The 15,208-nt window shown below is 40.3% G+C and carries 13 protein-coding genes and 1 tRNA gene; 7 read left to right on the top strand and 7 right to left on the bottom strand.

The features are described 5' to 3' along the window. Positions 1 to 24: 24 nt before the first annotated feature. The 7 genes from ACLHDG_RS14030 to ACLHDG_RS14000 form a co-directional block, all read right to left on the bottom strand. Positions 25 to 513, bottom strand: coding sequence for a hypothetical protein (locus ACLHDG_RS14030; RefSeq protein WP_415406865.1), 489 nt, complete (start codon positions 511 to 513; stop codon positions 25 to 27). Further along, complete coding sequence (locus ACLHDG_RS14025; protein ID WP_415406864.1) at positions 510 to 1,082, bottom strand: hypothetical protein; 573 nt, start codon at positions 1,080 to 1,082, stop codon at positions 510 to 512. The genes ACLHDG_RS14030 and ACLHDG_RS14025 overlap by 4 nt, the downstream gene beginning before the upstream one ends. 1 nt (position 1,083) lies before the next feature. Beyond that, positions 1,084 to 1,314, bottom strand: a complete 231-nt coding sequence (locus tag ACLHDG_RS14020) for a hypothetical protein (protein WP_415406863.1) — start codon at positions 1,312 to 1,314, stop codon at positions 1,084 to 1,086. 25 nt (positions 1,315 to 1,339) lie between these two features. Continuing rightward, complete coding sequence (locus ACLHDG_RS14015) at positions 1,340 to 1,783, bottom strand: JAB domain-containing protein (RefSeq protein WP_415406862.1); 444 nt, start codon at positions 1,781 to 1,783, stop codon at positions 1,340 to 1,342. Next, entirely contained in the window at positions 1,776 to 1,949 is a 174-nt protein-coding gene (locus ACLHDG_RS14010; RefSeq protein ID WP_415406861.1) for a hypothetical protein, read from the bottom strand. The genes ACLHDG_RS14015 and ACLHDG_RS14010 overlap by 8 nt, the downstream gene beginning before the upstream one ends. Further along, on the bottom strand, positions 1,949 to 2,167 hold the full coding sequence (locus ACLHDG_RS14005; RefSeq protein WP_415406859.1) for a hypothetical protein: 219 nt from the start codon (positions 2,165 to 2,167) through the stop codon (positions 1,949 to 1,951). The genes ACLHDG_RS14010 and ACLHDG_RS14005 overlap by 1 nt, the downstream gene beginning before the upstream one ends. A 361-nt stretch (positions 2,168 to 2,528) precedes the next feature. Further along, on the bottom strand, positions 2,529 to 3,737 hold the full coding sequence (locus ACLHDG_RS14000; RefSeq protein WP_415406857.1) for a tyrosine-type recombinase/integrase: 1,209 nt from the start codon (positions 3,735 to 3,737) through the stop codon (positions 2,529 to 2,531). An 88-nt stretch (positions 3,738 to 3,825) separates the two neighbouring features. Between ACLHDG_RS14000 and ACLHDG_RS13995 the strand changes: the two genes are divergently transcribed. The 7 genes from ACLHDG_RS13995 to ACLHDG_RS13965 all read left to right on the top strand — a co-directional run bounded on the left by ACLHDG_RS13995 (position 3,826) and on the right by ACLHDG_RS13965 (position 15,171). Beyond that, positions 3,826 to 3,900, top strand: a tRNA-Val gene (locus ACLHDG_RS13995). A gap of 389 nt (positions 3,901 to 4,289) precedes the next feature. After that, the gene (locus ACLHDG_RS13990; RefSeq protein ID WP_415406856.1) at positions 4,290 to 9,449 is read left to right on the top strand and encodes a translocation/assembly module TamB domain-containing protein; all 5,160 of its coding nucleotides are present in this window, start codon (positions 4,290 to 4,292) and stop codon (positions 9,447 to 9,449) included. 112 nt (positions 9,450 to 9,561) lie between these two features. Continuing rightward, positions 9,562 to 10,254: a response regulator transcription factor gene (locus ACLHDG_RS13985; protein ID WP_415406854.1), complete on the top strand. Its 693-nt coding sequence runs from the start codon at positions 9,562 to 9,564 to the stop codon at positions 10,252 to 10,254. Continuing rightward, a complete protein-coding gene (locus ACLHDG_RS13980) occupies positions 10,245 to 11,885 on the top strand; it encodes an ATP-binding protein (RefSeq protein ID WP_415406852.1) in 1,641 nt (546 codons plus the stop codon). Before ACLHDG_RS13985 ends, ACLHDG_RS13980 begins: the two co-directional genes overlap by 10 nt. 68 nt (positions 11,886 to 11,953) lie before the next feature. Continuing rightward, positions 11,954 to 13,519, top strand: coding sequence for an arylsulfatase (locus ACLHDG_RS13975; protein WP_415406851.1), 1,566 nt, complete (start codon positions 11,954 to 11,956; stop codon positions 13,517 to 13,519). 183 nt (positions 13,520 to 13,702) lie between these two features. After that, a complete protein-coding gene (locus ACLHDG_RS13970; protein ID WP_415406850.1) occupies positions 13,703 to 14,596 on the top strand; it encodes a hypothetical protein in 894 nt (297 codons plus the stop codon). Positions 14,597 to 14,619: 23 nt separating this feature from the next. Further along, positions 14,620 to 15,171, top strand: a complete 552-nt coding sequence (locus ACLHDG_RS13965) for a hypothetical protein (RefSeq protein ID WP_415406849.1) — start codon at positions 14,620 to 14,622, stop codon at positions 15,169 to 15,171. Positions 15,172 to 15,208: the final 37 nt, after the last annotated feature.

Genomic DNA, 15,208 nt, shown 5'->3' with positions numbered 1-15,208 from the left:
TTGCATGCCTGTAGAGCAGGATTGTTATCCCCGCTGCGCAGTCTCCAACACATGAACCACATAGTAATTGATCACGCTGCCAAACAGGGTCTCTATAGCACGCTTCAAGGCTCTTGTCTCAGCTCTAGCGTTCATAAAGTGCAAGCCACCACTGCCTTTGAGCTCTGAGAATTCACAGATACCCATGCTGTCTGCCTGTCTTCGGATGTCACCAGTTTCGATACTGAGCGTACCCAATACTTGAGAATACTTCTCAGAGAGGTGTCGATCCTTTATCTTCCAAGAGTAAGAGATAGGAAGTGAGGAAAGAATTTTAATGAGTGCATCTCGCTTTGCTTCCCATACTCCATTGATACTCACGAAGTCATTGGGTGACAATAGTTTATACGCTTGGATCTTAGTCTGCTTGATCAACTCATAGTCGGTACGGTTACTGGCTGAGACAAGGATTTCTCCTGTTTGACTGTCTATATCCATTACCTCTGCACCTGTGCTTATTGTTCTCGTTCTCATGATGCTACCTCCGTAAACGTTACATCAGTATTGTTGGCACTAGATCGTCTTTTGTTGATCTTGATCTTTGCAGGTTTTGGATTACTGACCACTTCCAGACTACAGTTTTCCTGTATGATATTGGCATATTTGTCACTACTGTAAAACTGGAGTATCTTTTCTTCATCGATGACCTTTTTGTAGAACCCTGCATTGATGAGTTCTTCAGCATCACTAACTACCAGTTTAGTCTTATCTGCTGTGGTTGCACCAGTGAAAGTAATGCTTGAAATACCTGCTCCATCCAGCCTGTCAATGCCGTATTCAATGAAGACTTCTGCACCTATAGTAAGGACTAATTCTTTAGCTGTTTTAAGGCTCTTCTTGAGCTCCTGAAGCTCTTTAATTTCCTCCTCTATACTCTCTATCCTTTTATCAATTGAAAGCACGCTAAAGCCGATGTAGTCGGCTTTTCTGGTATAGTCTTTATCGGATTCGAGTATGGCTCTGAGCTCATCTTTTAGCCACTCTTTTGTTTTGGCTGTTGCACTCTGTACTGTCTGTTCAAATCTGTATCTTTGGGTCTTCATCTTATGCTCCTTTGCATGGGTTGTAGTTAATGTTATTTGCTGAGTTTAAAGTATATGTTGGTACAATTGAAGTCTCGGTGGTTGAGGACTTTAACGAGTCTTCTTCCTCTTCATATGTATCATCATTTTTACTCACCTCTTGTTGTTGGTCACATACATATTCCATAAAGCTGACATACTGTTCAAACTCTATCTCTTGGATACGTTGTATTTCATCTTTGATCTTTGACATGATCTCTCCTTTGTGAAGATATTTTCTATAGCAATCCTTCATCTGAAAAGCTGTAGTAGCCTTCTCTGCTCAGAATCACATGGTCTAGTAGTTCAATGCCTACAAGTTTAGAGACCTCTTTGAGTCTCTGGGTTATCTGTATATCTGCTCTACTAGCTTCAAGTGTGCCAGACGGATGGTTGTGGGATATGATGATCCCTGCTGCATTGTCTTGGATCGCAGGTCTGAATACTTCTCTTGGATGAACAAGGGATTGATTGAGCGTGCCTATGTGGATGACTCTCTTTTCTATAACTTTGCTTTGACCGTCTAATGTAACAGTGATGAAATACTCCTTGTCCTTCGTGCTGTATACATGTAGTAGGCTGTAGACATCTTGTGCCGAGGTGATGCGTTGGATGTTGTAGGCTTGTGCTTTTTCTTGAACCATTGCTAGAAGTTCTGTCATGCTGTAGTCTGACTTATTCATTGATTTCTCCTCTAATGCTTTCCAGTGTGTCAATATGATCTTGGATCACATCAAACTCTTCATCGGTTAAATGTTCACCGTATGTGACGGCTTCATCCAGTTTGTCTATGGCATTGGCTAAAGTACTGTCCAACTCTTCCAATATCTGTTTCAGTGAAGTATTCATTACATCAGCCTTTCACGACAATTTAAGCCGTTAAAGATAAGTTCATGTAGCTCTTTCTTCCAGTGCATCAAATGCTTTATGGAAAGTGCTTCCATTACAGGGGTATTCATATCCCGATAGGTTTCGATATCCTGTTGGGTACGGCAGTAGTATGTTGCAACTTGTGCGATCAGGTTGAAGTTTGCTACGGTTTCGTAGTCTTGACTGCTCATAGTCATTGTGTCTCCTTTGGAGTTGAGATTAGTTTAGACTCGTTTCGGAGTGAGGAATGCTTCTCTGTTCTTTTTTCAAGTAGAACTGGAAAAAACTATATTAAGTATTTAGGCATGTAGGGGGGGGAGTCGAGATATAAGGATTGTTTCTTCTTCTATACTATGGGAAATCGACAGAGAAAAAAATTTAGAAAAAAAATAAAAAATAAAAAATAAAAAAATGATGAAAATTTGGGAAAGAGAGAATTGATGAGAGATGGAGAGGGTTAATGGGTGGAGAGAGGAATTTTAGAGGGATTTGGGAATGAGGATGAGATAGAAATAAAGCATAGAGAAAGTAGAGGTACTTCCTATGCGACATTGAGGGTTATAATGTTGCTATAGACTCCTTAAGAACCTTCAGGGGATACCCTTTAACATACCTATTCATAGTCATGCTATTATGAGAATGCCCCATGAGTTCACTAACTATCTCAGGTTGAACACCATTAGCGATGAGGTTGGTAGCGAAGGAGTGACGCAGAGAGTATAGGGACTTTCCTTGCGTGTCTTCTAGAATACGCTTAATATCCTTCTTAAAACGTTTGCTTATATAGTTACTAGAGAACTTATTTGTGAGGGCTGGGAGGTCATCTAGGTGCTCGAGTAGAGTATCGTGTACAGGGATAATTCTATAGCTACTAAGAGTCTTCAGAGGTGATCCTTTAGTTGTACGTAGATCAAAGCATAAGATACCTTCTATTGCTAGTATAGAGCACTTATAGAGTTCACTCAGACGCATACCAGTAAACTGTAGTATCTTGATCATAGGGTAGATGCGTGTGTCTTGTAGTTGCTCCTCTATTATCTTTATGTCATCTTTAGTGAACTCTTTACGTTGGCTTCTTGACAACTGTTTATTGTCAATCGTAAAGTTAGGTATGAAACCTTTATAGTGTCCTAGCTTCTGACTAAAAATGAGTAGGGACTTGATACGCTTTAGGCTCTTGTTGGTACTTTCAATAGATACCAGTTGATCATGGACTACCTTTATCTTTCTATTGTGAATACTATGAACTAATGTATACGTATCCATACTACGATACTTCCATATATTTCTCTTAGGGAACTTTAGAAATAGTTTACGTATCTCTATGAGTTTGCTATAGGTAAGCTTGTTAATGTCTATATCTTCACTTTTGAGTAAAACCTTTAAGACTACAGGCATTAAGACGGTAAAAAAGTACTTACGTGTGTTGTACTCCATAGGTGTGACTTGAGATTGCTTCAGGTAGCCCTTTACAATGCTAGACCATCTAGTAGGATTCATATCAATACTATTAGAGAGGGTAAGAGATAGTTTGGTTATAAGCATTTCTTGAATAACTGTCTCAGGTACGTTATTTAGTGTCTTTAGTGTGAGACCTTGATTGATAGCTTGGTCTAGCTCAGAAGCCTTCACGATAGCTTCATGTTGTTGTTTCCCCAGTGTCCGACTTATCTCTTTACGTCCTATAAGGTATTGTAGTTGCTGAGGTATCCTTCGTCTATAAGTGTAACTTCCCGTCTTTGTTTTAGTAAGGTGTAGAGACTCCATCATGTTTCCTTCATGTGTAGCTCTTAGGTGTATTTTGTGGGGTAACTTTGTGGTGTATGGTTTTTATAAGTCCCTACGAAGCCCAGTAGCTCGATTAACTCAGCGGTAGAGTGCCTCCATGACATGGAGGTGGTCACAAGTTCAAATCTTGTATCGAGCACCATTTTTGATATACTTTAACTTTATGTATCAAACTTTTAGACTTAATGAAAAATATTCAATTTTCTTGACATGGAAGAAGTCGTTGGTTCAAGTCCAATCGTGATCACCATTCTAAGAACATCTACTTACTCAAAACATAGTTATCTATTTTCCAATAACTTTTTCAATCATACAAATCAATTTCACGATCAATATCTTCTGGAAATGCTTTTAGACAGTGTAAATCATATCTGCTCATTATAATTTTTGCATAAAACTTGCTTTTTAGGTAAGATATCTATAGTGTAGTTTTCTTCGATAATATGATACTAAAAAACAAGTAGGATCGATCAAAGTTAATGTAAGAGACCCTTCACAGTAGAAAATCCAGTTTCAAATAGGACAATGATTTTGAAAAGAGTATTGAAAAAAGTATTGAAGTGGATTGGGTATACACTCCTGACACTCATCGTGCTTACAGTTACCATAGTACTCTTTTTACTGAACTCGACCAAAACCATACAGTGGGCTGCAGATACTTATGCACCGCAGTATGGTTTTGCATACAAACAGATCTCCGGTGGTCTTCTCACTGGTCTTGAAGTTGAGGAGCTGACATTCAAAAATGACAAGCTTTTAGATCATTTAAAAATAGGCTGGAATCCCGCCGCAATCCTCTATAAAAAAATCTCTATTACCCATTTGGATGCCAATGGGCTGGATGTAGATAATATTGACAAAATTATAGAGGCTTTTACTTCCACGGAGCCCGAAGAAGATAACGGTTCTTTTGTTCTACCCGTTACGGTTGGAGTGGGAGACTTACATTTGACGGTCAAGCCCTTTGAGAAAAATGGTATAGCATTTAAAACTATCGCATTAGACGGAAAAAATATGCTCTACTATGGGAAGGGTGTCAATATAGATGACCTGGTTCTCTCTATACAAAACAATATTGCTACTATACAGCTCAATGGTAGGTTCAAAGATAAAAAAGTCAGGATTAAAAAACTTAGCATATCGGATATCGATACAAATGAATTTCAAGATGTCATTAAGAAAATGATAGCCATAAAAATACATAAAGAGATCCAAGAAGTAGCAGAGCCTGTAATAAAGAGGCATAAAGCTGGAGATAAGGATCTCATACCCAAAAGTCTGCTGATTGATTCAGCCATTGTAGCAGTCAAACCCGCTGAATATCCTCAGATTAGATTGAATCAGGGAGAACTGAACATCACTTCTCTAGCACTTGATCTGCATGGGATGATAGACTTTGAGCCCGATACTGTTCAAGTGGGTGACCTCTCTTTACTTGTCGATACCAACCTTTCCAAACTCTCTATGAATAGTAAGTTGCAAGATGAGACGATCACTGTTGAGTCATTATCGCTGCAGGATATAGATACGATAGCGTTGACAAAGCTTTTTGAATCTATAGAATACAATCAAACTGCCAACACTGAACCTAAAGTATCTTTTGAAGACAAAACAATAGATACTAACAGTACTGTTAACCCGCTGTTGCCAAAGTTCCTTTATGTAAAACAGTTGGACAGTTCGATCAAAAGTGTGACATACAACCCTGTATTCGTCAAAAGTGCTGAAGTGAATGCGACGAATGTGAAGGTGAATATCGGTACTTTAACTGCTGAGAGTGGAGAGGTCGATGTTGCTTCTGTAACAAATTTCGCATCTTTGGTACAGCATGGGGTGATCAAAGATAACCATATAGAAACTAAAGGAAATTTTACAGCGCATAAAGCACACTTTGAAACCTATAGGTTACTTTGGAAAGAACATGTTGCCGATCCTATCCCTCTAAGTATAAAAGCAGACAAAAAGCAGGCAATCGTTGATTTTGATATCAAAGTTAAAGAGATATTTCAGGCAAAAGAGGGCGAATTTAATGTCACAGATTTCTCTTTAACAAACAAGCTTGTCTATTTGATCCCAGAAGCTAAACTGACCGTAGAAAGCAAGGGAAATATTTCTACATCATACACAAAAGATATTCGTCTTAAAAATGTATTGACTCTGAAAGATGGAGTACTTGACTACAAGGGTAGGGTAGAGCCCGGAAAAATCGAAGGGATTGATGCCAATTATACTAAGTTGTTGAATGGATTAAAGATCACGTATCATGGTGATGCCAATGGTGTGAAAGCAGTGATAGACTCAGAGGCGGTTAAAGGAAAACTTGTTTCTGATGACTATAAAAAGGGTGAATTGACACTGGCAACAAAAGAGGCTCTTTACCTGAAAAATATGTTTTCATTACCCGAACTGATCCAACCTGCAAAAGTGGCAGTCGATGTGCATGTTCCTTTGGATTTTTCGACCATTACACCTCTCAATGCAAAAGCAAAGATCAGATCCAACCTTGCCAATGTTGATGCAGACCTCCTTTATGACAAAGAGTTGAAGGTCATAAGTAAAACCATTTTTCCTGAAGATTCACTTCTCAGAGCGTTCAGTCCAAAGTTGAACCTCGATGCATTCAGTCCGTTAGAAGCTGATCTGACAATGGTTGAGAAGGCTATGCATGTGGATGTAAGATCTAAAGGACTTACCTCCAAAGTCAAATACAATCTAGAGAATAAAGACCTCGATGGGAATATGGTTTTGGGTGGTGCGGAGTTTGTATTTAAGGGCAATGTAGAGAAGGAATTGTCTTTGGAGAATAGTGTTTCCTCTCTAGAGAACTTGTTGAAACAGATCAGTACGATCTATGCCTTTGAAGTCCCGCCGATAGATGGGGATGCCAAGGTTTCTCTTGTCCTGACTGATATGAAAGATGTAGAGTTAAAACTCAATTCCAATACCTTGTCTTACGGGACAGATAAAAAAACAAAGCATATCCTGAACAATACAATGATTTCACTGGACTTTTCAGATTCAAACCTGACACTCAATAAGTACCATACCACTTTCCAGGAACAGAAGATCTATGCTACAAAACCTTCCGTGATCACTTTTAAAGAAGGAAATGTAGAGATTTCTCCACTCTGGATCAATGATGAGTTGAAAGTAACGGGAAGATATAACATTGAGAATAAAAAAGGAGAGATCCTAGCGTTTGCAGACGCGTTTAAGGTCTCGCATGAGATGACTGATCTAGAAAGTCGTATCGATATCAATACCAGGCTTGAGGGTGGTTCAACAGATATCAAGGGTACGGTCACGATCTTGGGTGGAAATATCTATTATGATGTGGATACCAAGACTTTTGCCTCGGACAGTGATATTATCAACGCGGAGGAGTTGAAGAAGAAAGAGAGCAGTCCATTTATGGATGCTCTGATCGCTTCCATCAAGGTCAATACAGAGCAACCACTTATCTATAAAACTGAAGAGGCTGACATTAAAATTAATACCGATCTCTTAATACTAAAGGTGCCTAAAGGTCCTGTTCAAGTTCTCGGAACGGTAGAAATTCTTAAAGGTTCATCTTATAGCTTTAAAAATAAGAAATTTGTCTTAAAAAAAAGTATCATAGCCTTTACAGGAGATCCCAACAAACCCATTCTTGATATTGCTGCTGTCTATAAGACGGTCACGTCAGAGATCAATATACAGGTAAAAGGAAGCCACACTACACCCCATATCATCTTATCTTCGATACCATACATGAGCAGGCATGAGATACTTACAGTACTCCTTTTTGACACTCAAGAGAGCGCAGGAGACCATAGTGAAGATGACATGATGAAGATGGGAGGTATGATGGCTCACTCAGTTCTTTCAACTGCTGGAGGTGCGATGACTAAGAGAGTGCTGTCAGATATTGGAATAAACATTGACAACATCCCTTTTTTGGGTGGATCAAGTGATGCCAATAAAACACAAAAGTCAATTTTTTCATTTTTTTCCAATGATGAGGAAGAAGTGGTGATCCCTACCCATGAGATCCGTTTTGCAGGACAGAAATACCTTGCTGAAAAAGATCTTCAGAAGGCAATGGGCGTTGATAGTAAAAATATATTTCAGTTCTGGAAAGAAGATAAGCCTAGCATCGATGATAAACTTTTACCGACACTGGAAGAGTCCCTTCGAAATTTTTATGATTCTGAAGGATTTTATGGTGCCAGATTTTCGATCAAAACATCAAAAACCGATGTTGCAGTAAGTATCACTGAAAATAAACCGGTGAAGATTCACGATATCAATATCAAAAGTGATTATGATATCTCCGATCTGATCACATTTGAAAAAGGTAAGGTTTTCAGAGCAAAGGAGTTTGTATCTGTTAAAAATAAGATCATTCAGAAGTTATTGAAAGAGGGGTATTGCAGCTATGATCTTGACAGCAAAGCGTATGTAGATCTGGATACGCACGAAGTGAGTGTACTCTTTGCACTGCAAAAGGGTGGTGTCTGTACCTTTGGGAAGGTTACTGTCCACGGGTTGGAGACGATCGATGATTCTGTGGTGCTCTCCAGAGTCAGAGGCAGAGAGGGGGAGCGCTTCAGTACTGAGAGGATAAAGGAGAGTTATGAAGCACTTTATGATCTTGAAGCTTTTGACTCAGTACTTGTGAACTATGATCGAAAATTTTATAATGTGGTACCCATAGATATCGTAGGAGCTGAGGTCACAAAGCCGTGGTATCTTAAGTTTGGTGCCATATATGATACCGATGTCGGGGTACGTCTATCCACTGAAGTCATCCGAACAAACTTTATGGGAAATGCCGAACAGATCGGCTTGCATCTTGCATACTCCAGTATAGAAGAGTTGGCAGAGGTAAACTATTTTGTGCCCGCATTGTTCAATATCTCAGACTATTATATAGATTTGACAAGTAAAGTCGGTTATAGGGAGTTTAGATATTCAGGTTTCGAAGAAGAGAAAGGATATGCCCAGGTTCTTCTTACCTATGCCGATGAGAAATGGAGTGCCTATGCAGGGCTTGCTGTAGAAAATATTAGTATTTCACTTTTCGATGATTATGCATGGGTTCCCTCAGTTGGACAGGGGACATTTCTGCTGGCTGGTCCTTTTCTTGGTTTCACTTATGATGACAGAGATTCCAAGCTCGATCCCAAGTATGGTTATTATATCGAAGGCAAGGTAGAGTATGCTCTTCCCTATGATGATGAGGCAAGCTCTTATCTCAAATATACTTTGGAGGGAAGAGCAATCCATACTTTCAGTGATCTGACACTTTCAGCCGTTGCCAAAGCCGGCAGTGTTGACCAAATACAAAATGAGATACCTGAATCCAAGCTTTTCTTTGCCGGAGGAGTTTATAGCAACCGTGCGTATGGATATAAGCGTGTAGGGGTTATTTTATCTCCTACCAACTACGGAATAGCAGGGGGATCAACGATGGCCAATCTTTCCCTCGAGGCAAATTATCCGATCTGGGAAGATCTCTATGGAGCTGTTTTCACCGATAATACAATGCTGACAAATGATAAATTTGATTTTAGTGGAGATGTATTGTTCACCGGAGGGGTGGGTGTACGGTATAAAACACCGATCGGACCGTTAAAGGTTGATATAGGCATGAATGTACGAGATACTTCACAGTATGGAATCCAGTTTCAGATAGGACAATCGTTTTAAAAAAGAGTATTAGAGGTGCCCATAAATGATCAATATCTGCTGAAAATACTTTTAGACAGGCTAAATCATGTTTGGGTTACAATTAAGATAAAAGAATAAAAAAGAGAAAAGCATGAATTCACCACTATCACTTGATCGCTTTAAAACACTACAGGCACTCTATGTTGAAGATGATACAGTGATCCGGGAAAGTATCGGGGCTTCGCTTGGGTATTATTTTAACAATGTGATCACTGCAGCATTTTATGATGAGGCTCTAAAGATCTACCGTGATGAGGCTATCGATATACTGTTTGTCGATATAGAAATGCCGGGAAAAAGCGGTATTGAACTGGTTGAGGCGATTCGTATTGAAGATCGAAAAACCCCTATCGTCATGGTGACAGCCTATAGTGACAAACACTATTTGATGAAACTTATCAATAAGAACATTCAGCACTATCTTGTCAAACCTGTGACATTGGAGCGGCTCGAAGAGGCATTGTATGCCTCTCTACATTATTTTGACACCGATGCGCTGGAGTTAACTCTCAAGGAGGGTATCAGCTATCTTCCTAAAGAGGGAATCGTACGTTTTGATGGTCAAGATACACATCTCAGTGCACGGGAAAGAGTACTTGTGAACCTTTTGTTAACACATAAAAATCATTATGTCTCCTATGCTCAGATAGAAGATGAAGTCTGGTATCCGGATATTATGAGTAAAAGTGCACTCAAGTCGATGATCTATAATCTTAGAAAAAAACTTCCTGCCGACTGTATCAAAACCTATGCAAAAGAGGGATACGTTTTCCAATGCGACTGATTTTTTCTCTTATCTTGTTTCTATACACGGCAACGCTGCTTACTGCTGCTGATGAGGTACGGAAAGTAAAGGTATGTGTAAGTCCTGACAGTATGCCGATAGAGACGATCGAGAGTTCGAAGCACATTGGAATGGCAGCAGATTTCCTCACACTCATTGCGAAGCGTTCCGGTCTGGAGTTTGAACTGCTGCCTACCCACTCATGGAGCGAGTCGTTGGCATTTGCTAAAGAGCGCCGATGTGATATGCTCTCTGCTGCTGAGAAAAATGATGAATTACAGGATTATTTTCATTTCACTACGCCTTATATGCAGTTTCCTATTGTCATCATTGCTAGAGAAGGGGTACCTTTTGTCTCATCTTTGGAGTCTATCAAAGATAAACGCATTGCGACGATCGCTTCTGCAGAATATATAGAACTATTGAAAAAACGATATCCGAAGATGCAGATAGGGGAGATGTCCAATACACGGGAGGGACTTAAATCTGTGCTGGGTGGTAAGGTTGATTATTTTTTGGATATCACTGCTGATCTGACTTATGTCACACGAAAATATGGAATCTCTGGTATCAGTATTGTTGGCTTTACGGGTGATGATTTTCACTATCGTGGTGCTGTTCGAAAAGATGACCCGATTTTGTTCGGGAAGATCCAGTCTGCTGTGCAGAGTATTTCTGAAGAAGAGAAACAGCATATCTTCAATAAGTGGCTCGATACGAAGATAGAAACAGCGATAGATTACTCACTCATCTGGAAGATTCTTTTTGTTACATTGTTGGGCTTTCTGATCTTCTTCCTGTGGAATCGTCAATTGGCTCAACAGATCAGCAAACGACATGAGGTAGAGAGGAAACTTCATGAACTTAACTCTTCACTTGAAGAGAAGATCGAGAAACAGGTCTCAAAGATGAGAGAAAAAGACTTGATTCTCCATCATCAGTCCCGCCTGGCACAGACGGGTGAACTACTCAGCAATATCGCACATCAGTGGCGTCAGCCGCTTAGCAGACTCACATCACTTTTTATGCAGGCACAACTCGAAGCAAAGAACGGGATGTTAGATGAGAATGACTTCCAAAATCTGATCGAGCAGAATAATAGTATTGTCGAGCATATGTCACAGACGATCGAAGATTTTACTCACTTTTTCCAGATGGACTCTCGTAAGCGAGTTTGGTTTGAGCCGATAGAACAGTGCCGGGAAGCAATGGGTATTATTGACGGTACTTTACAAAGTAATGACATAGCACTGTATAAAAGTTGTCCAAAGGAGAGTCCAAAACTTCATGGTCATCCTCGTGCCTTTTCTCATGTTATTCTGATCCTTCTTAGCAATGCGAATGATGTTCTAATGAAAAGAAATATTACAGATACAGCAATCTGGATAGAGATGACAAGTAACAAAAAAAATCTTACTGTTACGGTGGAAGACAATGCTGGGGGAATTGACGAGGAGATCATAGAGAAGGTTTTTGACCCCTATTTTACCACCAAGCCCAAAGATGAAGGTACCGGGATCGGACTCTATATGGCCTCTACGATCATACAGCGTGTCTTTCATGGTTCGATTTCTGTTTCCAATAGCCCCAAAGGTGCAAAGTTTTTGATTAAAATTCCTCTTCATTCTTAGCACATCGACTTTTTATCGACTTTTTTTCATTATCATTAGTTGTGAATGAATATTAAAAGGAGATTCTTATGAAAAAATCAGCTTCAAAAATGTTACTGGCTTTGAGCCTAGGTTTTGCTGCAACTGTGGTTCCTACCCAGTTGATGGCAAAAAAACCCAATATTTTGGTAATGTGGGGTGATGATGTAGGGCTTTGGAATACCTCTGCCTATAACCATGGAAGTATGGGATACAAGACACCCAATATCGACTCCATTGCCAAAGAGGGTGCAATGTTTACAGATATGTATGCACAGCAGTCATGTACAGCTGGACGGGCGGCTTTTGTGTTAGGTGAACATCCTTTTAGAACAGGTCTGTTAACCATAGGGATGCCAGGTTCAGATCAGGGTATTCCTGATTGGGCGCCAACGATCGGTGATCTTTTGAAAGAACAAGGATATATGACAGGACAGTTTGGTAAGAATCACCTTGGTGATCAGGATAAACACTTGCCAACAGCCCATGGTTTTGATGAGTTTTTTGGAAACCTCTATCACCTCAATGCAGAAGAAGAACCTGAAACATACTTCTATCCAAAAGATCCGGAATTTCATAAAAAGTTTGGACCTCGTGGTGTTATCCACTCTAAAGCAGATGGTAAGATAGAAGATACAGGACCACTTACTAGAAAACGTATGGAAACAGTGGACTATGAGTTTGGTGCTGCGGCAAAAGACTTCATGGAGCGTTCTGTAAAAGCAGATAAGCCTTTCTTTGTGTGGATGAACTTCACACGTATGCATGTTTGGACACGTCTCCAGAAAAAATATAAAGGGATTACTGGTAAAGGTATCTATGCAGATGGTATGAGAGAGCTTGATGATATGGTTGGAAGTTTTCTTGATCATATTAAAAAGTTAGGTGTAGAAGACAATACGATCGTCGTTTTCTCTACAGATAATGGTGCAGAGAAGTTCACTTTCCCTGATGGCGGAGCTTCACCTTACCATGGAGAAAAAGGAACGACTTGGGAAGGTGGTATGAGAGTACCTCAAATGGCTAAATGGCCAGGAGTGATTAAGCCAGGTACAGACATCAACGCCATTATGAGTCAGGAAGATTGGATGCCAACGTTACTTGCTGCTGCTGGTGTACCTGATGTCAAAGAGAAGCTTGCATCTAAAGAGGGATACAAAGCAAACGGTAAAAACTTTAGAGTGCATCTTGACGGATATAACTTTAAACCATTCTTTGAAGGTAAAGTGAAAGAAGGACCGCGTAGAGAGATCTTGTATTTCGCAGCCTCTGGTAATCTTAATGCCATTCGTGTAGATGATTGGAAACTTGCATTTGCTACGGAGCAAGGTGCTATAAATACAGCGTATCGTCAAACTCCGGCATGGCCTGTAATTACTAACCTTAGAGCAGATCCATTTGAAAGTGCAAGTCGAGAATCTGGAATGTATGTAAGATGGTATGTGGATAACATGTGGCTCATGGTTCCGGCTCAGGGCTTTGTTCAAAAATTCCTTGGCTCTATAGAGGGATATCCTTTCCAAGAAGGTGGTGGTTTGAGTGCGGGTAATATTGGATATGGTACGCTCAAAGCTAAAAAAGCGATGGATGTACTTGAAAAAGCTATCTTAAACTAAGTTCTCCTTTCATTCGGAAAGTTTTCTTTCTGGAAAAAGCCAAAGCTTGCAAGAGCAGGAGTGTGAGCTCCTGCATGCAAGTTTTTTATCGAAAATCCTCTCTATTTTCACTTCATCGACTTTTTATCGACTTTTTTTCATTAATAGTTAGTATAAAGACTTAAAAGGAAGGATAATACAGTTATGAAAAAGCATTTGATCAAAGTAATTGTAGTGACGGGAGTCATGTTCATGGTACCACAGGCATACGCGGAGGTGCAAGATAGTACGGTACCACAAGCATATGAAGATATGCCGGATGGAATGATACCAGAGGCGCCGGCTGGAGGAGAAGAAGTAAATACCAACGACCCAACAGCGGCAGCGATATCGGTATCGTTTGGTTGGGAATTTTATAATTGGCATCAAGATGAAATAGCGCCGGGGAAAACGCGACCGCAGGGGAATGACAACAACTTCAACACAAGATTTGTGATCCCTATGGCTGCGGGTACGCTTGGGTCCCCATGGCCGATCATCAATCGTTTCACTTTTGCCAATGTTGAGGCACCGGGAGGAGGAACCAGTGGGTCAGGTAATGCAGAGTTTATTTCTCTCTTTGTTCCCTGGACATGGAAAACAGGTAAGATCGGTATTGGACCTGCCATTAATCTCCCTGCTGATGATAAGCAATTTGGAGCAGATGTCTGGCGTTATGGTCTTGCAGCTGTTTTCCTGGAGAACAGTTTTGAGGGTCGTCTCATGTGGGGTGCTCTGCTGCGCCAGGTTTGGGGTAAAACAGACCCAAACAGTGATTCATATATTGCTTCGGCCTTTGTTTTTCAGCCTATTGCAGTTTATAAACTCGATGAGAGTTGGTACGTCAGCAATGGTGAATCACCTATCGCATATCATTGGCAGGACAAGGAGTTCCTCGTTCCTCTTGGTATCCGCCTTGGTAAAACGATTCCTGATGATAAGGGAGGGATTTGGAATGCGTACGCTGAATACCGAACCAATGTAGTGTATAAGGATTGGCAGGGTGCTGCAGCCAGTGATATTATCCGAATCAATGTGTCATACACATTTGGTAACTAGTCGGAACCAGGAGTAGAATAATTATGGAAGTTTCAACGTCACTACTGGTAGCATTAATGTTCGTTACACTCTTATCGATGGGGATAGGAAATGCTGTAAACACCTTGTCGGTAGTCGTGGAAAAAGGTAAAAAGTCCGGTTACAGTACATTACAGGTCGGATGGTTGGGGTTGATGCTGCTTTCATATTTCAACATGTTCTGGCACATTGTCGATCTGCTTTCGATCGACAAATGGGGTTTCCCGGGCTTTTTATATATGATGACCGGGCCGCTATTGATCTATTTTTCAACATCGATCCTGATCGCAACTCATAGTGAAAAAGAGACAAATAAGATGCTTGTAAAGCCCCGTTTTTTTGCTGTCTTTATTTTGCTTCAGGTCTGGATCATTACGGTAGATATCATGCTTGAAAAAAGCATTATTGAGCACAGTCTTCTAAACGTTGTCCTGATGTTGATCTCCCTTGTTTTGATACGTAAACAGGATGAAACGATCCAACGTTACGGACTAATGGCAAGCTTGGGGGTAGTAACGCTTGCCGTTGTTTTAAGAAGTTTTGGGATCTTAAGTTGACTCCATGTGTTCGATCCTAAGTATTTTAAGGAACAAA

This window comes from Sulfurovum iocasae (assembly GCF_047716765.1).
In the GTDB taxonomy this organism is placed as follows: domain Bacteria; phylum Campylobacterota; class Campylobacteria; order Campylobacterales; family Sulfurovaceae; genus Sulfurovum.
Note: the sequence above shows the minus strand (reverse complement) of the source record. Positions and strands in the feature narration are given on the sequence as shown.